Source organism: Serratia sp. CY74737, assembly GCF_052166775.1.
Lineage (GTDB): Bacteria > Pseudomonadota > Gammaproteobacteria > Enterobacterales > Enterobacteriaceae > Serratia > Serratia ureilytica.
In genome coordinates this window covers 15,653-41,158 of the sequence record NZ_JBJNOF010000012.1, presented here as the reverse complement: position 1 = coordinate 41,158, position 25,506 = coordinate 15,653, and the positions used below count along the sequence as shown (strand labels likewise).

Here is a 25,506-nt window from a genome sequence, read left to right as displayed (position 1 = left end):
GTGACTCCTCAAATCGTGGGAACGTACAGGAAAGAATAGGCCGCTATAAAATAAAAAGGGACACCGCATGATGCGGTGTCCCCCGAACACAAACTTTGCCGAACGTGTTATTCGTAGTCGCTCATCGGCACGCAAGAGCAGAACAGGTTACGGTCGCCGTACACGTCGTCCAGACGCTTAACGCTCGGCCAGTACTTGTTCTCGCGTACGCCGGCCACCGGGAACACCGCCAGTTCGCGGCTGTACGGATGCTGCCAGTCGTTGACCAGCTCCGCCTGCACGTGCGGCGCATTCACCAGCGGGTTGTCTTCCAGCGGCCATTCGCCCTTGGCGACGCGGTCGATTTCGCTGCGGATCGCCAGCATCGCATCGATAAAGCGATCCAGCTCCACCTTGCTTTCCGACTCGGTCGGCTCGACCATCAGCGTGCCCGCCACCGGGAACGACATGGTCGGGGCGTGGAAACCGAAGTCGATCAGGCGCTTGGCGATGTCCATTTCGCTGATGCCGGTCTCTTCCTTCAGCGGACGAATATCGAGGATACATTCGTGCGCCACGCGGTGATCGCGGCCGGTATACAGAATCGGGTACGCGTCTTTCAAACGGGTGGCGATGTAGTTGGCGTTCAGGATCGCCATCTGGCTGGCCTGCTTCAGGCCCTCCGCGCCCATCATGCGGATGTACATCCAGCTGATAGGCAGGATGGAGGCGCTGCCGAACGGCGCCGCGGAGACCGCGCCCTGCTGGGTGGTCACGCCGTCGATCTGCACCACGCTGTGGCCCGGCACGAACGGCGCCAGGTGTGCTTTCACACCGATCGGACCCATGCCCGGGCCGCCGCCGCCGTGCGGGATACAGAAGGTCTTATGCAGGTTGAGGTGCGAAACATCCGCGCCGATGTAGCCTGGCGTGGTGATGCCCACCTGGGCGTTCATGTTGGCGCCATCCAGATACACCTGACCGCCGAACTGATGCACGATCTGGCACACTTCACGGATGGTTTCTTCATACACGCCGTGGGTCGACGGGTAGGTCACCATGATGCAAGAGAGTTCTTCGCCTGCCTGCTCCGCCTTGACGCGCAGATCGTGCAGATCGATGTTGCCGTTCTTGTCGCAGGCCACCACCACCACGCTCATGCCCGCCATCTGGGCGGAGGCCGGGTTGGTGCCGTGTGCCGAGCTCGGGATCAGACAGACGTGGCGGCCCGCTTCGTTGCGGCTTTCGTGGTAGCGGCGGATCGCCAGCAGGCCGGCGTATTCGCCCTGCGCGCCGGAGTTCGGCTGCATGCACACCGCGTCATAGCCGGTCAGTTGCACCAGCCACTGAGACAGTTGGCCGATCATCTGCTGGTAACCGGCCGCCTGCTCCGGCGGGCAGAACGGATGCAACTCTGAGAATTCAGGCCAGGTGATCGGGATCATTTCCGCCGCGGCGTTCAATTTCATGGTGCAGGAACCCAGCGGGATCATCGCCTGGTTCAGCGCCAGATCCTTGCGCTCCAAGCGATGCATGTAACGCATCATCTCGGTTTCGCTGTGATAGCGGTTGAATACCGGGTGGGTCAGGATCGGATCCTGGCGCAGCATGGCGGCCGGGATCGATTGGCTGTTTTTGCTCACCGCCGCGTCCAACGCGTCGATGTCCAGACCGTGATTGTCGCCGGCCAGCAGTGCGAACAGCGTTTGCACGTCTTCACGCGAGGTGGCTTCATCCAGCGTGATGCCGACGGCGCCGTGAATGTCGGTACGCAGGTTGATGCCGAAGCTCAGCGCGCGCTCCAGCACGGCAGCCTTGTCTTTCACTTCAACGGTCAGGGTGTCGAACCAGGTGTGGTGACGCATCGTCAGGCCGGCCTTCTGCAGCCCGGCGGCCAGAATGTCGGTCAGGCGGTGGATACGCCCGGCGATGCGCTGCAGCCCTTGCGGGCCATGGTACACCGCGTACAGGCTGGCGATGTTGGCCAGCAGCACCTGCGAGGTACAGATATTCGAGTTGGCCTTCTCGCGACGGATATGCTGCTCACGGGTCTGCATCGCCATACGCAGCGCGGTGTTGCCGGCGGCATCGCGGGAAACGCCGATGATGCGGCCCGGCATCGAGCGCTTGAACTCGTCGCGGCAGGCGAAGAAGGCGGCGTGCGGGCCGCCGTAGCCCATCGGCACGCCGAAGCGTTGCGCGGAGCCGAACACCACGTCGGCGCCCTGCTTGCCCGGCGCGGTCAGCAGCACCAGGGCCATGATGTCGGCAGCCACGCTGGTGATGATTTTGCGCGATTTCAGTTCGGCCAGCAGCGCGCTGTAGTCGTGCAGTTCACCGGTGGTGCCCACCTGCTGCAGCAACACGCCGAACACGCCGTCCAGCTCCAGCACTTTTTCCGCTTTATCGACGATGACGTCGAAGCCGAAGGTTTCGGCGCGGGTGCGCACCACGTCCAGCGTCTGTGGATGCACGTCGTCAGCCACGAAGAAGCGGTTGGCGTCTTTCAGCTTGCTGGCGCGTTTGGCCAACGCCATCGCCTCAGCGGCGGCGGTGGCTTCATCCAGCAGCGATGCGGAGGCCAGATCCAGACCGGTCAGATCGAGGGTCACGGTCTGGAAGTTCAGCAGCGCTTCCAGACGGCCCTGCGACACTTCCGGCTGATAGGGGGTATAAGCGGTGTACCAGCCCGGGTTTTCCAGCATGTTGCGCAGGATCACCGGCGGCGTCAGCACGGCGCTGTAGCCCATGCCGATATAGGATTTGTAGCGCTGATTCTGCGAGGCGATCGCCTTCAGCTCAGCCAACGCCTGATGTTCGGTCGCCGCGTCGCCGACCGGCGGCGGCCCCGGCAGCTGAATGTCCGCCGGCACAATCTGTTGGATCAGCGCGCTGAGCGAGCGAGCGCCCACCGCTGCCAGCAACTCCTGGCGTTGTTCCGCAGAAGAGCCGATGTGGCGTTCAATGAACGCTTCGCTGTGTTCGAGTTGGCTGAGTGTCTGAGTCATTGCTACAAATTCCTGAATGCTTGCGTGATACGGGATATAGCTTGAACGGTAACTAAAACGCCCCGGCCGAGAAGCCTGGGGCGTGGTCACGATTACTCGTCGATCGAGGCCTGATAAGCCGCGGCGTCCAGCAGGTTCGCCAGCTCGCCTTCGTCGGAGGCTTTGATCTGGAACAGGAAGCCGTCACCGTAAGGTTCGCTGTTCACCAGTTCCGGGGAGCTTTCCAGCTCGCTGTTCACCGCCACGATTTCGCCGCTGATTGGCGCGTAAATGTCCGACGCCGCCTTGACGGATTCCGCCACGGCGCAATCTTCACCGGCGGCGACTGTGCGGCCCACTTCCGGCAGATCGACAAACACCATATCGCCCAGCAGTTCCTGCGCGTGTTCGGTGATGCCTACGGTGTAAACGCCGTTACCTTCTGCACGAACCCACTCGTGGGAGGATGCGTATTTCAATTCTGTTGGCACATTGCTCATCGCCGGTTACTCCTTCGAAGAAATAAAAGAATCAATCAATAAAAAATCAATTTGTCAGCGGCTTGCCGGCGCGAACGAAACCGGGCTTGGTCACTTTGACCGGCATTTCACGGTTGCGGATCTGCACGATAGCCTGCTCGCCGATGCCTGCCGGCACGCGCGCCAGCGCGATGCTGAAGCCCAGCGTCGGAGAGAACGAACCGCTGGTGATCACGCCTTCGTGGATTTGCCCCGCCGCGTCGGTGAAACGCACCGGCAGCTCATTACGTAATACGCCTTTTTCCGTCATGATCAAGCCGACCAGTTGCTCGGTGCCCTGCTCGCGCTGTTGTTCCAGCGCTTCGCGGCCGATGAAACGGCGATCTTCCGGCTGCCAGGCGATAGTCCAGCCCATGTTGGCGGCCAGCGGCGAAACGCCTTCATCCATCTCTTGCCCGTAGAGGTTCATGCCCGCTTCCAGGCGCAGGGTGTCGCGCGCGCCCAGACCGGCCGGCTTGACGCCCGCGGCCAGCAATTTTTGCCAGAAATCCGCAGCCTGCTCTTTCGGCAGCGCGATCTCATAGCCGGCCTCGCCGGTGTAACCGGTGGTGGCGATGAACAGCTCGCCGGCCTGCACGCCGAAGAATGGCTTCATGCCTTCGACCGCGCTTTTTTGCTCCGGGGTGAACAGGGTGCCGGCGCGCTCTTTGGCCTGCGGGCCCTGCACCGCGATCAGCGCCAGATCGTCGCGCACCGTCAGCGCGACGCCATACGGCGCGGCGTGCTCTTCGATCCAGGCCAGGTCCTTGTCGCGGGTGGCGGAGTTCACCACCAGGCGGAAATAGTCTTCAGTGAGGAAATAAACGATCAGGTCGTCGATCACGCCGCCGGAGGCATTCAGCATGCCGGTGTACAGCGCTTTGCCGGGTTGGGTCAGTTTGGCGACGTCGTTCGCCAGCAGGTAGCGCAGGAACTCGCGGGTGCGGGCGCCGTGCAGATCCACAATGGTCATGTGAGACACGTCGAACATGCCGGCATCCTGACGCACCGCGTGGTGCTCATCGAGCTGCGAGCCGTAGTGCAGCGGCATCATCCAGCCGTGAAAGTCTACCATGCGCGCACCGCACGCCACGTGCTGGTCGTACAGTGGGGTTTGCTTTGCCATCTTTTCCCTCTTTCCACTCGTCGCTAGAAGTTAGGGTGCTGCCACGCAATGCGGCGGAGCCTGGCTCGCGGCCCGATCGCCATGGCGCACTGACTGCTCAACACAAATGCTGCGCCGGGACGGGCGGAAACTGCGTGCAACCGCCGTGACGCAAACGATACCTTTCCCTCGAACTTATCACCGAACGACCACATTAACCATAAGTTAAAATAGGCTCATCGCCGTTCCGGGGCGGTAAAACGCCGGGCTAGTGTGCAGAGTTTTTCACTGGAAAAATGCGTCTTAAGGCACAAAATTAACAATTAAAGCGGCAAAACACCGAACTTATATAACAAACCTATGGCCTCACATGGGATCCGGACTTTTGATAACCGAACATGGAATTAGAAAAAGTAATGATAAAAAGCGGCTGAAATTAGATTATTTCAAATGAAGGGTTATATAAGGAAAAGCGATGGAATAAGGCGGGAAGCGCGAGCCCGGTGCGGGCCCGCAGAAGGAAGGGATCAGGCAAGCCACTCGGGCAGATCGTTCAGGCCCATCGCCTGACGCACCAGCTTCGGTTTGACGCCTGGCAGGCTGTCCGCCAGCCGCAGGCCCACGTCGCGCAGCAGCTTTTTGGCCGGATGATTGCCGTCGAACAGTTCGCGGAAACCCTGCATGCTGGCCAGCATTACCGCCGCGCCATGTTTGCGGCGGCGCTCATAACGGCGCAGATAGAGGTGCTGGCCGATATCCTTGCCCTGCCGCTGCAGGCGGCGCAGTTCGGAAATCAGCTCGGCGGCGTCCATGAAGCCCAGGTTAACGCCCTGGCCGGCCAACGGATGCACGGTATGCGCCGCATCGCCCACCAGCGCCAGGCGGTGCGCTGCGAAGCTGCGCGCATAGCGGCCGGTCAACGGGAACGCCAGCCGTTCGCTTTCCAGGCTGCAAGCCCCCAGGCGCATGTCGAAGGTCATCGCCAGTTCGCGGTTGAACTGCGCCGGTTCCAGCCGTTTGAGCCTTTCGGCTTCTTCCGGCGTCACCGACCAGACGATAGAGCTCAAATACGGATCGCTGAACGGCAGGAACGCCAGAATGCCGTCGCCGTGGAAAATTTGCCGCGCCGTCGCCTGATGCGGTTCTTCGGTGCGAACGGTGGCCACCAGCGCGTGGTGGCGGTAATCCCAGAAGGTGAGCGGGATATCGGCATGCTGGCGCAGCCACGACTGGGCGCCGTCGGCGCCAATCACCAACCGGGCGGTCAGCATGCGGCCGTCCTCCAGCGTGACGAAGGCGTCGTTCTCGCCCCACGCCACCTGCTTGAGCGCGGCCGGGGTAATCAGCGTGATGTCCGACAGGCTTTCGGCGCGTTTCCACAGCGCCTGCTGGATCACCGGATTTTCGATGATGTGGCCGAGATGGCTGAAGCCGCACTCGTCGCCGCGGAAGGCGATTTTGCCGAAGCTGTCGCGATCCCACACTTCCATCGCGTTATAGGCGCTGGCGCGCAGCTGGAGAATGTCGTCCCATACGCCGATGTGCTGCAGCAACCGCTCGCTGGCGGCATTGATGGCGGAGACGCGCAGGGCCGGCTGTTCCGACGGCGGCGCCATCTCCGGCTGGCGCTGCTCCAGCACCGCCACGCGCAGTCCGCTGCCCTGCAGGCCGCAGGCCAACGCCAGCCCCACCATACCGCCACCGGCGATAATCACGTCAAATGATTGCATGCTGCTCGATTTCCTTAAATAACGCGCGACGCCTTGCCGCGCCGCGCTTTGGGCGCGTTAAAGCGCCCGACCATGTCTCTAACGTTCCACCCAGCCCAGCGTACGCTTGGCGAAGGCATCGCGTATCGCCGGCAAACGTTCCATCGCCATCAGCCCCAGATTGCGGCCAATCACCAGCGGGCCATAACGGTTGGCGAACAGATGAATCAACCCATCGGTCACGCCGATCGTCGCCCGCTGATCGTTTTGCCGCCGCTGCTGATAACGGCTCAGCAGTGCGTAACCGCCGGCGTCTTCGCCACTGTCTGCCGCTTCCGCCAGCGTTTCCGCCAGCGACATCACGTCGCGCAGGCCAAGGTTGAACCCCTGCCCGGCGATAGGATGCAGCGTTTGCGCCGCGTTGCCCACCAGCGCCAGCCGGTGGCTGACATGGCGATCGGCGGTCAGCAGACCGAGTGGGTAACTGTGCCGTTTACCGGCTTTGAGGATGCGCCCCAGCCGCCAGCCGAAGGCTTGTTGCAGCTCGGCGATAAACCGCTCGTCGTCCCAGGCATCCACCTGGGCGCGATCTTCGCGCGCATGGCACCATACCAGTGAACTGCGCCCCTGCGACATCGGCAACAGCGCCAGCGGCCCATAGCGAGTAAAGCGCTCAAAGGCGCGCCCCTGCGGATCTTCCGCCGTGGTGACGTTGGCGATGGTGGCGAACTGCGGATACTCCTCCTGCCGCCACTGCACGTTGCAGGCCTGCGCCAGCGCCGAACGCGAACCGTCGGCCGCCACCAGCAGCTGCCCGCACAGGCGCAGACCGGTATCCAGTTGCACTTCCGCCCGCTCTGCGGTGCGAATCACGTCCACCACCCGCGCGGGGCAATGCAGCGTAACGCCCGGCGCCTTCGCCAGCAGCGCGAACAGCCGCTGCCCGGCGTCGTGCAGTTCGATCACCTGGCCAAGCGCATCGACCTGATAATCCTGCGCCTGCAGATTCACAAACCCGGCGTGCCCGCGATCGCTGACGTGCACCTGAGTGATCGGCGTAGCGCAATCGCTCAGCGCCGGCCAAACGCCGATGCGCGCCAGCTGTTGGCAGGTGCCCTGCGCCAATGCGATGGCGCGGGCGTCAAAGCCCGGATGGCTGCGGTCATCCGGCCGAGTCGCCTCGACCAGATCCACCGCCATTCTTCCCTGAGTAAGCGACGAGATAGCCAGCGCCAACGTCGCGCCCGCCATACCGCCACCAACGATAATAACGCTCATGCTACGACCTTGCCGCCGCCATCAAGGCCTCGATGGCATCGGCGTCTTTCACCACGGTGGCGGTCAGGTTTTCATTGCCGTCGGCGGTGATCACGATATCGTCCTCGATGCGGATGCCGATGCCGCGGTACTCCGCCGGGACGTCCGCATCCGGCGCGATGTACAGCCCCGGCTCCACGGTCAGCACCATGCCTGGCTCCAGCAGCCGATCGCGGCTCGGCGTGCCGTAGTGGCCAACGTCGTGCACGTCGAGACCCAGCCAGTGGCTCAGCCCGTGCATGAAGAACTGACGGTGCGCCTGCTCGGCGATCAGCAGGTCGACTTCACCTTTCAATACGCCCAGTTCCACCAGCCCGACCACCATGATGCGCACCACTTCGTCATTGACTTCGCGAATGCTGGTGCCGGGTTTGAACAGTTCCAAAGCGCGCTGCAGCGACGCCAGCACAATGTCGTACACCGCGCGCTGCGGCCGGCTGAACTTGCCGTTGACCGGGAAGGTGCGGGTGATGTCGCCGGCGTACCCCTGGTACTCGCAGCCCGCGTCGATCAACACCAGATCGCCGTCGCGCATCTGGCTCTCGTTCTCGGTGTAGTGCAGGATACAGCCGTTTTCGCCGCTGCCGACGATGGTGTTGTAAGATGGGTAGCGGGCGCCGAGGCGGGTGAATTCATGGTGAATTTCCGCTTCCATCTGGTATTCGAACATGCCAGGGCGGCATTTTTCCATCGCGCGGGTATGCGCCAGCGCGCTGATCTCACCGGCGCGGCGCATCACCGCCAGCTCTTCCGGCGATTTGAACAGGCGCATGTCGTGCAGCCACGGCCGCCAGTCGGTCACGGTGGCCGGCGCCTGCAGATTCTGGCGGAACCCCTTGCGCAGTTTGTCCAGCGCGCCGAACAGGATCTGATCGGCGTAGGCGTATTCGCCCTGCGCGTGGTAGACCACGTCCAGGCCGTTGAGCAGCAGGTGCAGCTGATCATTGATTTCATCGAACGGCAGCGCGCGATCCACGCCCAGCTTCGCCGGCGCAGCGTCTTGCCCCAGGCGGCGGCCAAACCAGATTTCCGCCGTCAGATCGCGCACCCGGTTGAACAGCACGCTGTGGTTGTGCGTTTCGTCGCTTTTGATCAGCACCAGCACCGCTTCCGGCTCATTGAAGCCGGTCAGGTACCAAAAGTCGCTGTTCTGCCGATAGGGATAGTCTGAATCTGCACTGCGCGTCGTTTCCGGCGCAGAGAAAATAACCGCCCCGCTGGCCGGCGCCATTTTCGCCAACAGCGCCTGGCGGCGGTTGTTGAATTCCTGCTGAGTCATTACCTTCTCCTGAAATCATGCCATCCGCACCGCCGGCGGAGGGGCGATAAGACGCTTAGTGCAACGTCGGTTTGATGTTTTCCGGCGCCGTTGGTTTGTGACGGGTGAACTCTCCGTGGCACATGATGGCGGCAACCCGCACATACTCCGCCACTTCTTCCAGCGACTGTTCTAATTCTTCCTGATCTTCGTCTTCGTCGTAGCCCAGCTGCGCGATGTTGCGCAGATCGTCGATCGCTTCCCCAACTTCGTCTTTCACCTGGGCCAGCTTCGGCTGCATCATCCCCAGGCCGAGCAGGAAGTGGTTGACCCAACCGGCCAGCGCGTCGGCGCGATCGAACACGCTGACGATCTCCCCTTCCGGCAGCATCAGTTGGAACAGGAATTCGTCATCTTCCAGCGTGTCACGCGTCGCTTCATACAGCTGCTGCAACGGTTGGCTGAGCGCCTGCGGGAAGGCGACGCCTTCGTTGGTCAGATCGTGCACCAGCGCCTGCCAGCCGGCGTCACGGCTGCCGCCGCACAGCAGGCCGCTGATCAGGCCGTGCATTTCTGCCGCGGTCAGCGCCACCGACTGCTGGTTGAGGGCCACGGTCAAAGATTGGTAACTTGGAAATGTATTCTGTATAGACATGCGCATTCGTCATCGTTGGCAGGATAAGTTCGTGTTATGCTACCACCAAGGTCCGTCGCTATACCAGATAAGCGCGACACCTCAGTGGCTAGTTATAATCGCGATGTGGCAGGTTTCACACTGCGCCGGCGGGTGACGAAAGTGCGGTAAATACGCATTTTGAAACCCTTTTTTGACTGGCAATGTCCGCCACAGTAGATTACAACCAGGTACTGAAAAAGGGGTTGTATCTTGGTACCGAGGTATATATAGTGGCGCCCGCTTTGACGGCCCGGCCCGGGCGGACAAGGCTGGCGCGAAATTTAGGCAGGAAGGTGGCATGTCTGCACAACCGGTAGATATTCAAATTTTTGGCCGCTCGTTAAGAGTCAATTGCCCGCCAGAACAACAAGATGCGTTGAATATGGCGGCGGACGATCTTAACCAACGGTTGCAAGATCTTAAAGTTCGCACTAGAGTCTCCAATACTGAGCAACTGGTTTTCATCGCGGCATTGAACGTCTGTCACGAACTTGCTCAAGAACGGTTGAAAACCCGTGACTATGCGTCCAATATGGAACAACGCATACGGATGCTGCAGCAGACCATTGAACAAGCGCTGCTTGAACAAGGTCGCATCTCTGAACGTCAGGACGCACAATTCGAATAACTTAAGTTGTTGAAAGCCAAGTTTTCGGCAACGAGTACAAAATTTCTCTGAGATGTTCGTCAGCGGGCCAGTCCCCTGAGCCGATATTTAGTACAAACAGAATGTGTTGCTCCGCGATCGGTGAGCACGCTCGGTGCGCCGAGAAGCCTTAAGATTGCGACGGCACGTTCACCTTGAACCATGGGTTCAAGGGTTACAGCCTGCGACGGCATCTCGGAGATTCCCCTTCTCAGCGGTTTTGTGTGCTGAACGCCACACTGAGCAAGCCTGATACGATGTCTTTTCAACCCCAATTCGCGCAGCAGCGCCAAGCCATTCGTCAACTCATTCGCCAACGTCGGCGCGAGCTTACGCCCGAGCAGCAACGCTTTGCCGCAGAAAAGATAACCGAACGCCTCACCGCACACGCGCGCATTCAAGCGGCGCACAGCATCGCGGTCTTTCTGTCGTTTGACGGCGAACTCGATACCGGGCCGCTGATCGAGCGTCTGTGGACGCTCGGCAAACGGGTTTACCTGCCGGTGCTGCATCCGTTCAGCCCGGGACACCTGTTGTTCCTGCGCTATGCGCCGGAAACGCCGCTGGTGCGCAATCGCTTCAATATTCTCGAGCCGCGTCTCGATGTGCGCCAGGTGTTGCCGCTGGGTGAACTGGAGGTGGTGCTGACGCCGCTGGTAGCATTCGATCATACCGGACAGCGTCTGGGCATGGGCGGCGGCTTTTACGATCGCACCCTGCAAAACTGGCGCAGCGGCGGCCCCTATCCCATCGGCCTGGCCCATGATTGCCAGCAGGTGGAGCACCTGCCGACCGAGCACTGGGATATCCCGCTGCCGGAAATCCTCACCCCGCTCTGCAGCTGGGCGTGGCGGGAGCCCAAATAGCAAAAGGCCGGATCGCTCCGGCCTTTTTCGTTGCGGCGAGCCGCCGAATCAGAACAGCAGACGGGCGCGAATGGTGCCGTCGATGGCCTTCATGCGCTGCAGCGCGGCGTCGGCGCGCGCGGTTTCCGCTTCGATGTCGATCACCACGTAGCCGATTTCCGGCCCGGTTTGCAGATACTGCGCGGCGATGTTAACCCCCTCTTCGGCGAAGATCTGGTTAATCTGCGTCAGCACGCCCGGACGGTTTTCGTGGATGTGCAGCAGACGGCTGGCGTTCGGGCCATGCGCCGGCAACGACACTTCCGGGAAGTTGACCGCCGACAGGGTCGAACCGTTATCGGAATATTTCGCCAGTTTGCCGGCCACTTCGTCGCCGATGTTTTCCTGCGCTTCCTGAGTGGAACCGCCGATGTGCGGCGTCAGCAGCACGTTATCGAACTCACACAGCGGCGAGTTGAACGGATCGCTGTTGGTCGCCGGTTCCTCCGGGAAGACGTCGATCGCCGCCCCCGCCAGGTGATTGCTGGCCAGCGCGTCGCACAGCGCGGGGATATCCACCACGGTGCCGCGCGAGGCGTTGATCAGAATAGCGCCCGGTTTCATCAGCGCCAGCTCTTCCGCCCCCATCATGTTCTTGGTCGCCAGCGTTTCCGGCACGTGCAGCGTCACCACGTCGCTCATATTGAGCAGATCGGACAGATGACGCACCTGTTGCGCGTTGCCCAACGGCAGCTTGTTCTCGATATCGTAGAAGAACACCTTCATGCCTAGCCCTTCGGCCAGAATGCCCAGCTGGGTGCCGATATGGCCGTAGCCGATGATGCCCAGTTTTTTGCCGCGCGCTTCATAGGAGCCCACGGCCAGTTTGTGCCACACGCCGCGGTGCGCCTTGGCGTTGGCGGCCGGAATGCCGCGCAGCATCAACAGCAGCTCGCCCAGCACCATTTCGGCCACGGATCGGGTATTGGAGAACGGGGCGTTAAAGACCGGAATGCCGCGTTTGGTCGCCGCTTTCAGGTCTACCTGGTTGGTGCCGATGCAGAAGCAGCCCACCGCCACCAGTTTTTCTGCGGCGGCGAACACCTCTTCGGTCAGATGCGTGCGCGATCGGATGCCGACGAAGTGCGCATCGCGGATGGAGGCCTTCAGCGATTCGGTGTCTAACGCACCCTTGTGGTATTCGATGTTGGTATAACCGGCGGCACGCAAATTATCGACCGTGCTCTGATGAACCCCTTCCACCAACAGGAATTTAATCCTGTCTTTCTCCAATGATACTTTTGCCATTTACCCGACCCTATGTTCAGACTTCAGAAGCGGCTGTGACAACACAGCTCCCATCCAACATAACAAAAATAACGCGGGCGGCAATACAAACGATTGCCTGCCCGGCAGGACAAGGCGCAGCGTTGATGGCGGTTTACGGCAGAAAATGCCATAGGGAAAGTTTTCGGCAGAAGCTTTGGGGAGTCAGTTTTCACAATGTGACATAAGTCACCAAATTTGCCGCTTTTCAGAAAAGATGTTTTAACCGAAGAAATATGCGGCCCGGCACTGCCGGGCCACAGGCCGCAGAGGCTTATTTGACCACTTTCACGCCTTCCGGGGTGCCGACCAGCGCCACGTCCGCGCCGCGGTTGGCGAACAGCCCCACGGTCACCACGCCGGCGATGCCGTTGATCTTGTTCTCCAGCGCGATGGCATCGGTGATGTTCAGGTTATGCACATCGAGGATCACGTTGCCGTTGTCGGTCACTACGTTCTGGCGATACTCCGGCAGGCCGCCGAGTTTCACCAGCTCACGCGCCACATAGGAACGGGCCATCGGGATCACTTCCACCGGCAGCGGGAATTTGCCCAGCACATCCACCTGCTTGCTGGCGTCGACGATGCAGATGAATTTCTTGGCGATGGCGGCGATGATCTTCTCGCGCGTCAGCGCCGCGCCGCCGCCTTTGATCATCTGCATGTGGCCGTTGATTTCGTCCGCGCCGTCCACGTAGATATCGAGCGAGTCCACTTCGTTGCTGTCGAACACATGGATGCCGAGGCTTTTCAGCTTGGCGGTGGAGGCGTCTGAGCTGGACACCGCGCCTTCAATCTGGTGCTTGATGGAGCCCAGCGCGTCAATAAAGTGGGCGGCGGTAGAGCCGGTGCCCACCCCGACGATGGTGCCCGGCGTCACGTATTCCAGCGCCGCCCAGCCCACCGCTTTTTTCAGTTCATCCTGCGTCATAATATGTCCCTTGCCTCTGTACGAAAACGTGTGCGTATTATAGGGTAAAACGCTGTTTTTCACGCCGGCAGGATCACACTTATTTACCGCAGCCCGCATTTTTACCCGCTTGGCGGCGAGCTGGGGGCGTGATTTTTCCACCTGCGCCGCACGCAAAATGTGGCATAGTGCCGGTATCATTCTAATTTAAGGGATATCTTTCCGATGAAACGCCCAGACTATCGTACGCTGCAAGCGCTGGACGCGGTGATCCGTGAGCGCGGCTTCGAGCGCGCCGCGCAAAAACTCTGCATCACGCAATCGGCGGTATCCCAACGCATCAAACAGCTGGAAAACCTGTTCGGCCAACCGCTGCTGGTCCGCACCGTGCCGCCGCGCCCGACCGAACAGGGGCAAAAGCTGCTGGCGCTGCTGCATCAGGTGGAGCTGCTGGAAGAAGAGTGGCTGGGTAACGACACCGGCGTCGATACGCCGCTGCTGCTGTCGCTGGCGGTCAACGCCGACAGTCTGGCGACCTGGCTGCTGCCGGCGCTGAAGCCGGTGCTGGCGGACTCCCCCATTCGTCTGAATCTGCAGGTGGAAGATGAAACCCGCACCCAGGAGCGACTGCGCCGCGGTGAGGTGGTGGGCGCGGTGAGTATTCAGCCGCAGCCGCTGCCGAGCTGCCTGGTGGATCGGCTGGGGGCGCTAGACTACCTGTTCGTGGCCTCCAGCGGCTTCGCCGAGCGCTATTTCCCGAACGGCGTCACCCGCTCCGCGCTGTTGAAAGCGCCGGCGGTGGCCTTCGATCATCTCGACGACATGCACCAGGCATTCCTGCAGCAGAACTTCGATCTGTCGCCGGGCAGCGTGCCCTGCCACATCGTGAACTCATCGGAAGCCTTCGTGCAGCTGGCCCGTCAGGGCACCACCTGCTGTATGATCCCACATCTGCAGATCGAAAAGGAGCTGGCATCCGGCGAACTGATCGATCTGACGCCGGGGCTGTACCAGCGCCGTATGCTGTACTGGCACCGCTTCGCGCCGGAGAGCCGCATGATGCGTAAAGTGACCGACGCGTTGCTGGAGCACGGTCACCAGGTGCTGCGCCAGGATTAAAACGAAAAAAGGTTCGCCGCAGCGAACCTTTTCTTCATGACAACACCCTTACTGCGCGGCGTTGCGCTGCAGCTCGAACACCACATCCACCTGATCGTCGAAGTGAATGCTTTGCTGTTCATAGGTTTGCGCCGCGTCGTTTTCCACCGCCGCGCCGGCCGCCTTATACATCCGCGCCACCGGCATCGGCTGGTAGTTGGCGACCCGGTAGCGAATGCTGTACACCGGCCCCAGCTTGGCGTGGAAGCCCTTGGCCAGGGATTCGGCCTGCTGAGTCGCGTTCTCGATCGCTTTTTGCCGCGCCTGCTCGCGATACACGTCCGGCTTGGCGACGCCCAGCTCCACCGCGCGGATCTCGTTCAGGCCGGATTTCAGCGCACCGTCCAGCAGCTCGTTCAGCTTGTCCAACTGGCGCAGGGTCACCTGCACCTGACGCACCGCCCGGTAGCCCTTCAGCACCGACTCGCCGGTTTTCAGGTAATCGTATTCCGGCTGGGTGCGCAGGTTGGCGGCGCTGATGTCTTTCTTCTCGATGTTGTTTTTCTGCAGGAAATCAAAGTACTGCGCCACGCGCTCGTCCACCTGCTTCTTCGCCTGGGCGGCGTCTTTGGAGGAGACGCTCACTTCGATCGCCAGGGTGGCGATATCCGGCGTGGCGTCCACGCTGGCGGTGCCGGAGGTGACGACGTGCGGCCCTTCAGGCACTTCAGCCGCCTGCAGCGCCATCGGTAACGTCCCTAATCCGACCATTGCGGCCATAGCCAATGCTTTTAGCTTCACAGTGTCTCCTTAATGACAGGCTGTCTCTGATCGCCGGCTTTTCCCTGTGAGAACCGCCGGTTTCCTGGCATCAAACGTAGCATATCGCGCGGCGTTTTGAATTCGGATTAGTGACAAATTCTTATAAATTTGCCCCCTGCCAGGCCAGCTGCAGCGCGATGCCCCACATCACCAGCCCGACCAGCGCGTTGATGATGCGCTGCGCCCGCTGGGTGTTCAGCCACGGCGCCAGCCAGGAGGCCAGCAGCGCCAGGCCAAAGAACCACACCGCCGACGCGCTGACCGCGCCAAGCGCGAACCAGGAACGCACGTCCGCCGTCAGCTGTCCGCCCAGGCTGCCGAGCACCACGAAGGTATCCAGATAGACGTGCGGATTCAGCCAGGTGACCGCCAGCATGGTGACCACGATGCGCCAGCGGCTCTGCGCCAGCTCCTGCGCCGCGGCCTGCGCCGGTTGCGGGCTGAAGGCGGAACGGAACGCGCCCCAGCCGTACCACAGCAGAAACGCCACCCCGCCCCAGGTCACCAACGCCAGCAGCAGCGGCGAGCGGGTCAGCAACGCGCTACCGCCGAAAATACCGGCGCAGATCAGCACGATATCGCTCAGCGCGCACAATGAGGCGATCATCAGATGATACTGACGGCGAATGCCCTGATTCATCACGAATACGTTCTGCGGGCCCAGCGGCAGGATCATGGCGGCGCTCAGGGCAAAGCCCTGCAGGAAGACGGCTAGCATGGGAAATTCCTCGAATGATAAAAGGCGCCGGACGTGGGCGCGTATCGGTCAACACGCGCATCATACGAGGAAGCGATCATTAGGTGAAATTGATGTTTCTAATCAAGTATCAGAGATGCTAATACCCTGTGGGCGCCAGGCCAGCGCCGCCAGATTCGCCCATCGGCGAAAAATTCGCTATCATCCGCCCCTCTCCCCTCCAGCCGGCCGACCGATGTCTACGATTACCGATACCTTCATCGCCCCGCCCTGTCATGACCAGATAGAGATCCTCTATCAGGACGATCATCTGGCGCTGATCAATAAACCCGCCGGGTTGCTCAGCCTTTCGGGCAAAAATCCGCAAAATCTCGATTCGGTACACCACCGGCTGGTGCAGATCTTCCCCTGCTGCACGCTGGCGCACCGCCTGGATTTCGGCACGTCCGGGTTGATGGTGGTGGCCCGCAATAAGGCCGTCAATGCCGCGCTCTGCCGGCAGTTCAGCGAGCGCACCGTCGGTAAAGTCTACAGCGCGCTGCTCTGCGGCCATGTGGCGGATAACGAAGGGGTAATAGACGCGGCGATCGCCAAAGATCCGGCGCTGTTCCCGCTGATGTCGATTTGCGCCCTTCACGGCAAGCCCGCTCGCTCCCGCTATCGGGTCGTCGAGCGTTTTTATCGTGAAACGGAAGGCGGGATCTCGCTGCCGCTGACGCGGGTGCAGCTTACCCCAGAGACCGGGCGCACCCACCAGCTGCGTATTCACAGCCGGCAATTGGGCCATCCTATTTTAGGCTGCGATCTGTATGGCGGGCGCCTGCTGCCGGGTACCGAGCAGACGCCGCGGCTGATGCTGCACGCCAGCGAACTGGACTTTGTGCACCCCATCCGCGGAGAGCGGATAACCGCTCGTCACGCCGCGCCGTTCTGAACGCGGCTTACCACATCAAATCGTCAGGCACTTTAAAGTCGGCGTACGGATCGTCTTCATCCTGCTCTTCCTGACTCAGCGCGCTGTGCAACACAATGCTGCCCGCATCGCGCTGCGCGATTTTATCGGCGACGCTCGCGGGGATAATCGCGTATTCACACTCTTCCCGGTTCTCGACCACCAAGCGGGCAATGGCGAGGCGGCCATTGATCAGTTGGGTCTGCGTCGCCTTATCCACCAGGATTTTTTTGATCAGGTTGCCGTCGGTAAAGTTAAAACCGATATCGCCTTTCGCCAGCACGATGCGATTCATCTCGATCAGCTGCTTCACCTGCGCCTTGTATTCTTTGGACAGCGCGGCTTGCTTTTGCTGCTCGTTCAGCTGCTTATCGCGCTCAAGCTGCGCCTTTTTATTCTCTTCCACCGCCTCTCTGGCCTCGCGGGCCTGAACGCGTGATTTTTTAGCCGTTCTTTGGACTTTGGCCATTTTCTTGCTGGTTACCAAGCCCGCTTTGAGCATCTGCTCTTGTAAGGTGAGTTTTGTCATGTTCGTGTCTGAAGCCGTGGGATCATGGAGGGATTATACCCGTAATTTTTCAGGCTGCACCAGGTTGCCGGCGCAACCCACCGGCGGTTTGCGCCGCAGAGCAACGGCGGTAAAACGGCCCGAATGCCAGATCATGAATACCGCTCATGTGGTAATGAAATTAAGTCTCTTTCACTCCCTCCGAGACTCTGGCAAAAATAGACCTCATTAACGACAGACAATATGAAATCGGCTGAATAAAAAAATAGAAAAACAAGCCATTGAAAGAAATGGATAAATCCAGCCTTCATATCATATAACAGGATGCTATAAGACGATGAATACAGACTTTACCTTTACGATTAAGAGCAGTTCTTTCGACGAAGATTATAACCCTTCTGAAAATACGCGTATCACCACCAACTTTGCCAATTTGGCCAGAGGGAAAAACCGCCGGGAGAACCTGCGCAACACGTTGGTGATGATCGATAATCGCTTTAATGCATTAGCCTATTGGGATAACCCCAAGGCCGATCGCTACTCTGTCGAGCTGGAAATCATCTCGGTTGAGATGCGCATTGAAGATCAGGGCGCCAGCTTTCCGGTTATCGAAATCCTGAAAACCAACATCATCGATAAAAAAACGCAAAAGCGTATCGAGGGCATCGTCGGGAACAATTTCTCGTCTTACGTGCGCGATTACGACTTTAGCGTCTTGCTGCCGGCGCACAATAAAAACGCGGCGGAATTTACCATTCCGGATGATTTTGGCGATTTGCACGGCAATATCTTTAAGCACTTCGTCAATTCAAACGAATACCATGAAAATTTCAGCAAACCGCCGGTGATCTGCCTCAGCGTATCCAGCAAAGACACCTACAATCGGACGGGCAATCAACACCCGGTGTTGGGCGACGAGTATCGGCAAGACGGCGCTTCATTGACCGACCGGTATTTTAAAAAAATGGGCCTGCAGGTGCGCTATTTCATGCCGAAAAATAGCGTTGCGCCCCTGGCCTTTTATTTCCCCGGGGATTTGCTGAGCGATTACACCGACCTGGAACTGATCGGCACCATCAGCACGATGGAGACCTTCCAGAAAATCTATCGGCCTGAAATTTACAATGCCAACTCGGCGGCGGGGCAATGCTATCAGCCAAGCTTGAATAACCAGGATCATTCATTAACCAAGATTGTTTACGATCGCGAAGAGCGTAGCCAGTTAGCGATTGAGCAGGGGAAATTTACGGAAGAGCAATTTATCAAACCCTACAAGCCTATTCTTGAGCAATGGTCTGCTCACTACGCGCTTTGATTCACTTAAATACAGGTCACCTATCATGAAAATATTGCTCCCCACATCGACCGCCGGCAGCTTGCCCAAACCGGTCTGGCTGGCCCAACCGGAAACCCTGTGGTCGCCCTGGAAATTGCAGAATGAAGAACTCATCGAAGGGAAACAGGACGCCCTGCGTTTGTCACTGGCAGAGCAACAACAGGCCGGCATCGATATCGTCAGCGATGGCGAACAAACCCGTCAGCACTTCGTCACGACGTTTATCGAGCATCTCAGCGGCGTCGATTTCGAAAAACGCGAAGTGGTTAAAATCCGCAATCGCTATGAGGCGAGCGTGCCGACGGTCGTGGGGGCAGTCTCGCGTCAAAAACCCGTTTTCGTTGAAGACGCCAAATTTTTACGCCAGCTGACCACACAGCCGATTAAATGGGCCCTGCCGGGGCCGATGACCATGATCGACACACTCTATGACAACCACTATAAAAGCCGCGAGAAATTAGCCTGGGAGTTCGCGAAGATCCTCAATCAGGAAGCCAAAGAGCTCGAGGCCGCAGGCGTCGACATTATTCAGTTTGATGAGCCCGCATTTAACGTGTTCTTTGACGAGGTGAATGACTGGGGCATCGCCGCCCTGGAAAGAGCCATTGAAGGGCTTAAGTGTGAAACCGCCGTACATATCTGCTATGGATATGGGATTAAAGCCAATACCGACTGGAAAAAGACGTTGGGCTCGGAATGGCGACAATATGAAGAGGCGTTTCCGAAACTGCAAACGTCTAACATCGATATCATCTCGCTGGAGTGCCATAACTCGCACGTGCCCATGGATCTGCTTGAACTGATCCGCGGCAAAAAGGTGATGGTCGGCGCCATCGACGTAGCGAATCATGCCGTTGAGACGCCGGAGGAAGTGGCCGACACGCTGCGCAAAGCGCTGCAGTTTGTCGATGCCGACAAGCTCTATCCGTCGACCAACTGCGGCATGGCCCCCCTGCCCCGTCAGGTCGCCCGCGGCAAGCTGAATGCGTTAAGCGCAGGCGCCGAGATCGTGCGCCGAGAGCTGTTAGCCAAATAACCTTGCCTGCGCCCGCCACAGACACCTCCTGCGGCGGGCGATTATCAGCAATTCCCCCTCCCCGCAACGCCCCCGCTCTGGTGTATACTCGGATTTCTACGCGATGCCAGCCACAGCGGTTTTGGTTCAGGCCTGGCCTGAACAGCCCTCAGCCAGCCCACACAAGCCGAATAACAGTGGAATAACCATGAGCCCAAATACCGCTCGCATCAGCGAAATCATCGATCGCGCCAGGATCTCCCCCTACCAAATCCTGATCCTGACCCTGTGTTTCCTCATTGCCCTTCTGGACGGTTTCGATACCGCCATCATCGGCTATATCGCGCCGGCGCTGCGCGAAGAGTGGGATCTGCTGCCCGCTCAGCTCTCCCCCGCCTTCGGCGCGGGGCTGTTCGGCCTGCTGATCGGCAGCCTGCTGTTCGGGCCGATCGCCGACGCCATTGGCCGCAAACGCGTGCTGCTCGTCGCGGTGCTGGTGTTTGGCGGCTGTACTCTGGCTTCGGCCTATACGCATTCGATCGAATCCCTGACCCTGCTGCGCTTCATCACCGGCATTGGCCTCGGAGGCGCGATACCGACCTGCATCACCCTCAGCTCGGAGTACTCACCGGCGCGCCGCCGCATGCTGATGGTCACCTTGAGCTGGAGCGGCTTTACCGCTGGGTTAGCCCTGGGCGGCCTGCTGGCCGGGCAGATCATCCCGGCGTTCGGCTGGCGCGGCCTGCTGCTGGTCGGTGGCATCGCGCCGTTGGCGCTGCTGCCGTTGTTGGCCTGGCAGATGCCCGAATCAGTACGCTTTATGGCCGCCAGCGCCAAACATGCCGATCGGCTGCGCCGGGTGGTCGAACGCATCACCGGCCAGCGTTGGACGGGGATAACCATCGTCGATGACGAGCGCCCGGCGCAGGCCAGGTCGCCGATATCACACCTGTTTATCGAAGGCCGCGCCGTACGCACCCTGCTGCTGTGGGCGGCGTTCTTCTGTTCGCTGTTCGTGTTCTACCTGCTCACCAGCTGGCTGCCGACCCTGCTCAAAGACGCCGGTTACGACATCGCCCACGCCTCGCGTATCGGCGCGATGGTGCCGCTCGGCGGCACCCTGGGCGCCATCCTGATGGCGCTGCTGATGGATCGGATCGGGCCTTACCGCGTACTGGCCGTCTCCTACCTGGGCGCCGCGCTGGTAATTGGCGCGACCGGGTATCTGATGGGCGACGTCTACACACTGGCCGCCGTCGTGTTCCTGATCGGCTTCGGCGTGGCCGGCGCGCAAAACGGCCTGAACCTGGTTTCCGCCACCCTTTATCCGACCGCAGCCCGCGTCACCGGCGTCAGCTGGGCCATGGCCAATGGCCGCTTCGGCTCAATTGTCGGCTCGATGCTCGGCGCCTGGATGATGGCCGCCGCTGGCTCGACGGAAGTGTTCTTCCTCTGGCTGGCGCTGCCGGCGCTGCTGGGCGCCGCCGCCATCTTCCTGCTCTATCGCCTCAGCCTGCGCCGCCGCACGCCGCTCACGGAACCGGCTGCGGGCATCTGACCTCGCGGAAAATAAAAGGCCGAGACGCCTTCGATGGCGTCTCGGCCTGTCATGAAAAAGGGGGCCAAGGCCCCCTTCTGCGTTATTCCGCCTTGGCGGAAGCGTCTTCGGTGCGATACAGGTGCACGTCCATCTGCGGGAACGGAATGCCGATATTGTGGGCATCCAGCGCGCGCTTGAAGTTTTCCATCAGATCGAAGTACACGTTCCAGTATTCCGCATTGGTGGTCCAGGAACGGGTCACGAAGTTCAGCGAGGACGGCGCCATCTCGTTCAGACGCACGGTCACGCCTTTGGCGTGCATGATGCGTTTGTCGGCGGCGATCACGTCGCCCAGCACCTTCTTCACCACGTCGATATCGGCGTTGTAGGCCACGCCCACCACGATATCCACGCGGCGGTTCGGTTCGCGGGAGTAGTTGATGATGTTGCCGGCGATGATTTTACCGTTCGGCACCACGATGGTTTTGTTGTCGGCGGTGCGCAGGGTGGTGGAGAAAATCTGTACCTGATCGACGGTACCGGCCACGCCGCCCAGATCGACATATTCACCCACGCGCAGCGGACGGAAGATCACCAGCAGCACGCCGGCGGCGAAGTTGGACAGCGAGCCTTGCAGCGCCAGGCCGACGGCCAAACCGGCGGCACCCAGCACCGCGATCACCGAGGTGGTCTGCACGCCGACGCGCCCCAGCACGGCGATGAAGGTGAACGCCAGCACGCCGTAACGCACGATCGCCGACAGGAAGTCGGCCACCGTGGCGTCGATGCCGCGCAGCTTCATCACGCGGTTCAGCGCATTGCCGACCACGCGGGCCACGATCGAACCGATGATCAGGATAACGATGGCGGCGACGATATTCACCGCGTACTGGATCAACAGATCCTGATTCTTCACCAACCAGTCGCCGGCACCGTTGATGCCGTCTACTACATTCAAATCTTTCATTCGTGTCGTCCTAACTCAGTCCCTAACGGGAGAAACTCGCAAAAATACACTGGCCTCGGCGGCCAGTAGGAAACCACGCCTAAGGGTAACCAACATTAAAGGCTCATGCCAACCATCAGCATTAAAAATAGCCGAAACTGCCCGCCGCTTCTTCTATGCTGAGAACAGCGCGTTGGCCATTTCACGACAAGGGATCCGTTCTTCATGCACATTCGCTCTTCGCTCAAACACTATTGGCAAGTGCGGCCCAGGCTGCTGTTTTCCGTCGGCGCCGGGCTGCTGTGCTTTCTGCTGCTGCCCGCCCAGCTCTCGCTGCTGCAACGCTTGATGATCGGCTGGAATACGCTGGCCTGGCTCTACCTGCTGTTTCTCTGGCGGCTGATGCTGGTCAGCACGCCGCAGCACATTCGCCAAATCGCCCGGCGGCAGGACGAAAGCGCCAGCATGGTGCTGGCGTTAGTCAGCCTCGGCTGCCTGGTCAGCTTACTGGCGATCCTGTTTGAATTGAGCAGCGCCAAACAGGTGGTCGGCTCTCTGAAAACGCTGCATTTGCTCCTGACCGGCGCCACGCTGGCGGTCTCCTGGCTGCTTCTGCCGACCGCCTTCACCATGCACTATGCTCATCAATTTTATCGCCAGGGCGCACAGCAGGATCCTTTGCCGCTGCTGTTCCCCGGCAATCTCGCCGATCCCACCTATCTGGATTTCGCCTACTTCTCCTTCACCATCGCGGTCGCGTCGCAAACCGCCGATGTGGCGGTCGGCGCCGCGGAGGTACGTAAAATCGCGCTCGTGCAGTCGGTTATTTCGTTCGTGTTCAACATGCTGATCCTGGGCCTGTCGATCAACGTCGGCGCCGGCCTGCTGGGCTGAAAACGAAAAAGGCTCCCCGCAGGGAGCCTTGTACATCATGCAACAGGTGCCGAAGATTACAGAACGTCTACCGCGTTCAGATCTTTGAAGGCCTGCTCCAGACGCGTCACCATGCTGGTCTGCGCTGCGCGCAGCCATACGCGTGGATCGTAGTATTTCTTGTTAGGCTGATCGGCGCCTTTCGGGTTGCCCAACTGGCCCTGCAGGTAAGCTTCGTTAGCTTTGTAGTACTGCAGGATGCCGTCCCAGGTCGCCCATTGGGTGTCGGTGTCGATGTTCATCTTGATCACGCCGTAACCCACAGACTCTTTGATCTCTGCATCGGTAGAACCGGAACCGCCGTGGAACACGAAGTTCAGGCTGTTGTGCGGCAGGTTGAATTTCTTGGACACGTAATCCTGAGAATCGCGCAGGATGGTTGGAGTCAGCTTAACGTTACCTGGCTTGTACACGCCGTGCACGTTACCGAACGATGCAGCGATGGTGAAGCGCGGGCTGATGGCGTTCAGTTTTTCGTACGCGTAAGCCACGTCTTCCGGCTGGGTGTACAGAGCGGAAGCGTCCATATGGCTGTTGTCCACGCCATCTTCTTCACCGCCGGTGCAGCCCAGTTCGATTTCCAGCGTCATGCCGATTTTGGCCATGCGCTTCAGGTAGGCGCTGCAGATCTCGATGTTTTCTTCCAGAGACTCTTCAGACAGATCGATCATGTGGGAAGAGAACAGCGGTTTGCCGGTAGCGGCGAAGTGTTTCTCGCCGGCGTCCAGCAGGCCGTCCAGCCATGGCAGCAGTTTCTTCGCGCAGTGGTCGGTGTGCAGGATCACCGGCACGCCGTAGTGTTCAGCCATCTGGTGAACGTGGTGTGCGCCGGAGATAGCGCCCAGAATCGCTGCGCCCTGCGGCACATCGGTCTTCACGCCTTTGCCGGCGATGAATGCGGCGCCGCCGTTGGAGAACTGAACGATGACCGGCGCGCGCACTTTAGCCGCGGCTTCCAGCACTGCGTTGATGGAGTCGGTACCCACGCAGTTTACCGCTGGCAGCGCAAAGTTGTTCTCTTTAGCAACTGCGAAGACTTTCTGAACGTCATCACCCGTGATGACACCCGGTTTTACGAAATCAAAAATTTTAGACATGTTACTTTGTCCTGTTTCGTCGGCCGTAGATGGATGTAAATCGATGTTTTCACGCCGCGCAGCATTTGCCGCGCGGTATAAAACAAACGGGCGGCTTTCGCCTCCCGTTGTCTGAATTACTGCTTAGCGCGCTCTTCCAGCATCACGACTGCAGGCAGCGGTTTCCCTTCAACGAATTCCAGGAATGCGCCACCGCCGGTGGAGATGTAGGAGATTTTGTCAGCGATACCGAACAGATCGATGGCTGCCAGAGTGTCGCCGCCGCCAGCGATAGAGAAAGCGTCGCTATCGGCGATCGCGCGGGCGACAATTTCGGTGCCCTTACGGAAGTTAGGGAACTCGAATACGCCAACCGGGCCATTCCACAGAATGGTTTTGGCGTTCTTCAGGATAACGGCCAGACGCTCGGCAGAGACGTCGCCCATATCCAGAATTTGCTCGTTGTCCTGGATCTCGTTGGCCTGCTTCACGGTCGCGGTCGCGGTCTCAGAGAACTCGGTCGCCACGCGCACGTCGGTCGGCACCGGAATGTCGCAGGTTTCCAGCAGTTTCTGCGCGTTCGGGATCAGATCCGGTTCGTACAGGGACTGCCCCACGTTGTTGCCCTGCGCCGCCACGAAGGTGTTGGCGATGCCGCCGCCGACGATCAGCTGATCGGCGATTTTGGACAGGGAATCCAGCACGGTCAGTTTGGTGGAGACTTTAGAACCGCCCACGATGGCGACCATCGGACGGGCCGGGTTGCCCAGGGCTTTGCCCAGCGCTTCCAGCTCGGCGGACAGCAGCGGGCCGGCACAGGCGACAGGCGCGAACTTGCCCACGCCGTGGGTGGAAGCCTGCGCGCGGTGCGCGGTGCCGAACGCGTCCATCACGTACACGTCGCACAGCGCCGCGTATTTCTTGGACAGGGTTTCGTCGTCTTTCTTCTCGCCCTTGTTGAAACGGACGTTTTCCAGCACCACCAGTTCACCTTCGGCGACGTCGACGCCATCCAGATAATCCTTCGCCAGACGCACTGGGGATTTCAGGTGATCTTTCAGGTAGTTGACCACAGGCAGCAGGGAGAATTCTTCGTTGTACTCGCCTTCGGTAGGACGACCCAGGTGGGAGGTTACCATCACGCGGGCGCCTTGCTTCAGCGCAGCTTCGATAGTCGGCAGGGAAGCGCGGATACGCGCGTCGGAAGTCACTTTACCGTCTTTTACCGGCACGTTCAGATCGGAGCGGATCAGTACGCGTTTACCCGCCAGATCCAGATCGGTCATCTTAATTACAGACATGGTGAA

23 protein-coding genes and 1 other RNA gene are annotated in these 25,506 nt (G+C 60.0%); 9 read left to right on the top strand and 15 right to left on the bottom strand.

The window, feature by feature from the left end:
- Positions 1-107: 107 nt before the first annotated feature.
- The 7 genes from gcvP to ACJ8PE_RS16595 all read right to left on the bottom strand — a co-directional run bounded on the left by gcvP (position 108) and on the right by ACJ8PE_RS16595 (position 9,528).
- On the bottom strand, positions 108-2,987 hold the full coding sequence (gcvP, locus tag ACJ8PE_RS16625; protein ID WP_197793094.1) for an aminomethyl-transferring glycine dehydrogenase: 2,880 nt from the start codon (positions 2,985-2,987) through the stop codon (positions 108-110).
- 92 nt (positions 2,988-3,079) lie between these two features.
- On the bottom strand, positions 3,080-3,466 hold the full coding sequence (gcvH, locus tag ACJ8PE_RS16620; protein ID WP_197770961.1) for a glycine cleavage system protein GcvH: 387 nt from the start codon (positions 3,464-3,466) through the stop codon (positions 3,080-3,082).
- A 46-nt stretch (positions 3,467-3,512) separates the two neighbouring features.
- Positions 3,513-4,610, bottom strand: a complete 1,098-nt coding sequence (gene gcvT, locus ACJ8PE_RS16615) for a glycine cleavage system aminomethyltransferase GcvT (RefSeq protein WP_108681927.1) — start codon at positions 4,608-4,610, stop codon at positions 3,513-3,515.
- A gap of 506 nt (positions 4,611-5,116) precedes the next feature.
- Positions 5,117-6,319, bottom strand: coding sequence for an FAD-dependent 2-octaprenylphenol hydroxylase (gene ubiI / locus ACJ8PE_RS16610; protein WP_197760478.1), 1,203 nt, complete (start codon positions 6,317-6,319; stop codon positions 5,117-5,119).
- Between the two features lie 78 nt (positions 6,320-6,397).
- Positions 6,398-7,576: a 2-octaprenyl-6-methoxyphenyl hydroxylase gene (ubiH, locus tag ACJ8PE_RS16605; RefSeq protein WP_197793096.1), complete on the bottom strand. Its 1,179-nt coding sequence runs from the start codon at positions 7,574-7,576 to the stop codon at positions 6,398-6,400.
- Position 7,577: 1 nt separating this feature from the next.
- On the bottom strand, positions 7,578-8,894 hold the full coding sequence (gene pepP / locus ACJ8PE_RS16600) for a Xaa-Pro aminopeptidase (protein ID WP_197793097.1): 1,317 nt from the start codon (positions 8,892-8,894) through the stop codon (positions 7,578-7,580).
- Between the two features lie 55 nt (positions 8,895-8,949).
- Entirely contained in the window at positions 8,950-9,528 is a 579-nt protein-coding gene (locus ACJ8PE_RS16595; protein ID WP_004931622.1) for a YecA/YgfB family protein, read from the bottom strand.
- A gap of 319 nt (positions 9,529-9,847) precedes the next feature.
- Here ACJ8PE_RS16595 and zapA point away from each other — a divergent pair, with 319 nt between their 5' ends.
- From zapA to ACJ8PE_RS16580, 3 genes are all read left to right on the top strand, one after another.
- Positions 9,848-10,177, top strand: coding sequence for a cell division protein ZapA (gene zapA, locus ACJ8PE_RS16590; protein ID WP_004931621.1), 330 nt, complete (start codon positions 9,848-9,850; stop codon positions 10,175-10,177).
- Between the two features lie 41 nt (positions 10,178-10,218).
- Positions 10,219-10,401, top strand: a non-coding RNA gene (gene ssrS / locus ACJ8PE_RS16585) — 6S RNA.
- Positions 10,402-10,452: 51 nt separating this feature from the next.
- Entirely contained in the window at positions 10,453-11,061 is a 609-nt protein-coding gene (locus tag ACJ8PE_RS16580; protein ID WP_042785327.1) for a 5-formyltetrahydrofolate cyclo-ligase, read from the top strand.
- 48 nt (positions 11,062-11,109) lie between these two features.
- Here ACJ8PE_RS16580 and serA read toward each other — a convergent pair whose 3' ends face one another.
- Complete coding sequence (gene serA / locus ACJ8PE_RS16575) at positions 11,110-12,348, bottom strand: phosphoglycerate dehydrogenase (RefSeq protein ID WP_025304156.1); 1,239 nt, start codon at positions 12,346-12,348, stop codon at positions 11,110-11,112.
- 292 nt (positions 12,349-12,640) lie between these two features.
- A complete protein-coding gene (rpiA, locus tag ACJ8PE_RS16570) occupies positions 12,641-13,297 on the bottom strand; it encodes a ribose-5-phosphate isomerase RpiA (RefSeq protein ID WP_033644746.1) in 657 nt (218 codons plus the stop codon).
- Positions 13,298-13,501: 204 nt separating this feature from the next.
- Between rpiA and ACJ8PE_RS16565 the strand changes: the two genes are divergently transcribed.
- Positions 13,502-14,395, top strand: a complete 894-nt coding sequence (locus ACJ8PE_RS16565; protein ID WP_004931613.1) for a LysR family transcriptional regulator ArgP — start codon at positions 13,502-13,504, stop codon at positions 14,393-14,395.
- A gap of 48 nt (positions 14,396-14,443) precedes the next feature.
- On the opposite strand, the gene ACJ8PE_RS16560 is transcribed toward ACJ8PE_RS16565, so the two are convergent.
- Both ACJ8PE_RS16560 and argO read right to left on the bottom strand, forming a co-directional pair.
- Positions 14,444-15,175: an oxidative stress defense protein gene (locus tag ACJ8PE_RS16560; protein WP_197760482.1), complete on the bottom strand. Its 732-nt coding sequence runs from the start codon at positions 15,173-15,175 to the stop codon at positions 14,444-14,446.
- Positions 15,176-15,296: 121 nt separating this feature from the next.
- Positions 15,297-15,914 carry an arginine exporter ArgO gene (gene argO, locus ACJ8PE_RS16555; RefSeq protein ID WP_004931603.1) on the bottom strand — a complete coding sequence of 206 codons (618 nt, stop codon included), beginning with the start codon at positions 15,912-15,914 and terminating at the stop codon, positions 15,297-15,299.
- Between the two features lie 214 nt (positions 15,915-16,128).
- Here argO and ACJ8PE_RS16550 point away from each other — a divergent pair, with 214 nt between their 5' ends.
- Entirely contained in the window at positions 16,129-16,827 is a 699-nt protein-coding gene (locus ACJ8PE_RS16550) for an RluA family pseudouridine synthase (RefSeq protein ID WP_197760483.1), read from the top strand.
- A gap of 7 nt (positions 16,828-16,834) precedes the next feature.
- On the opposite strand, the gene ACJ8PE_RS16545 is transcribed toward ACJ8PE_RS16550, so the two are convergent.
- Positions 16,835-17,374 (bottom strand): DUF2058 domain-containing protein, encoded by a 540-nt coding sequence (locus ACJ8PE_RS16545; protein WP_047573752.1) that lies wholly within the window; start codon positions 17,372-17,374, stop codon positions 16,835-16,837.
- A gap of 316 nt (positions 17,375-17,690) precedes the next feature.
- Here ACJ8PE_RS16545 and ACJ8PE_RS16540 point away from each other — a divergent pair, with 316 nt between their 5' ends.
- The 3 genes from ACJ8PE_RS16540 (at position 17,691) to ACJ8PE_RS16530 (ending at position 21,262) form a co-directional block, all read left to right on the top strand.
- Entirely contained in the window at positions 17,691-18,668 is a 978-nt protein-coding gene (locus ACJ8PE_RS16540; RefSeq protein ID WP_442536823.1) for a DUF1852 domain-containing protein, read from the top strand.
- Positions 18,669-18,693: 25 nt separating this feature from the next.
- Complete coding sequence (locus ACJ8PE_RS16535; protein ID WP_033644741.1) at positions 18,694-19,725, top strand: methionine synthase; 1,032 nt, start codon at positions 18,694-18,696, stop codon at positions 19,723-19,725.
- Between the two features lie 187 nt (positions 19,726-19,912).
- Positions 19,913-21,262, top strand: a complete 1,350-nt coding sequence (locus ACJ8PE_RS16530) for an MFS transporter (protein WP_197760485.1) — start codon at positions 19,913-19,915, stop codon at positions 21,260-21,262.
- 82 nt (positions 21,263-21,344) lie between these two features.
- On the opposite strand, the gene mscS is transcribed toward ACJ8PE_RS16530, so the two are convergent.
- Positions 21,345-22,211: a small-conductance mechanosensitive channel MscS gene (gene mscS / locus ACJ8PE_RS16525; protein ID WP_015378992.1), complete on the bottom strand. Its 867-nt coding sequence runs from the start codon at positions 22,209-22,211 to the stop codon at positions 21,345-21,347.
- Between the two features lie 204 nt (positions 22,212-22,415).
- Here mscS and ACJ8PE_RS16520 point away from each other — a divergent pair, with 204 nt between their 5' ends.
- Positions 22,416-23,084, top strand: coding sequence for a DUF1345 domain-containing protein (locus tag ACJ8PE_RS16520; RefSeq protein WP_042785333.1), 669 nt, complete (start codon positions 22,416-22,418; stop codon positions 23,082-23,084).
- Between the two features lie 56 nt (positions 23,085-23,140).
- Here the strand turns inward: ACJ8PE_RS16520 and fbaA are convergent, their stop codons facing one another.
- Positions 23,141-24,220 carry a class II fructose-bisphosphate aldolase gene (gene fbaA, locus ACJ8PE_RS16515; RefSeq protein ID WP_025304179.1) on the bottom strand — a complete coding sequence of 360 codons (1,080 nt, stop codon included), beginning with the start codon at positions 24,218-24,220 and terminating at the stop codon, positions 23,141-23,143.
- A 116-nt stretch (positions 24,221-24,336) separates the two neighbouring features.
- Positions 24,337-25,500, bottom strand: coding sequence for a phosphoglycerate kinase (gene pgk / locus ACJ8PE_RS16510; RefSeq protein ID WP_025160206.1), 1,164 nt, complete (start codon positions 25,498-25,500; stop codon positions 24,337-24,339).
- Between the last annotated feature and the right edge of the window lie 6 nt (positions 25,501-25,506).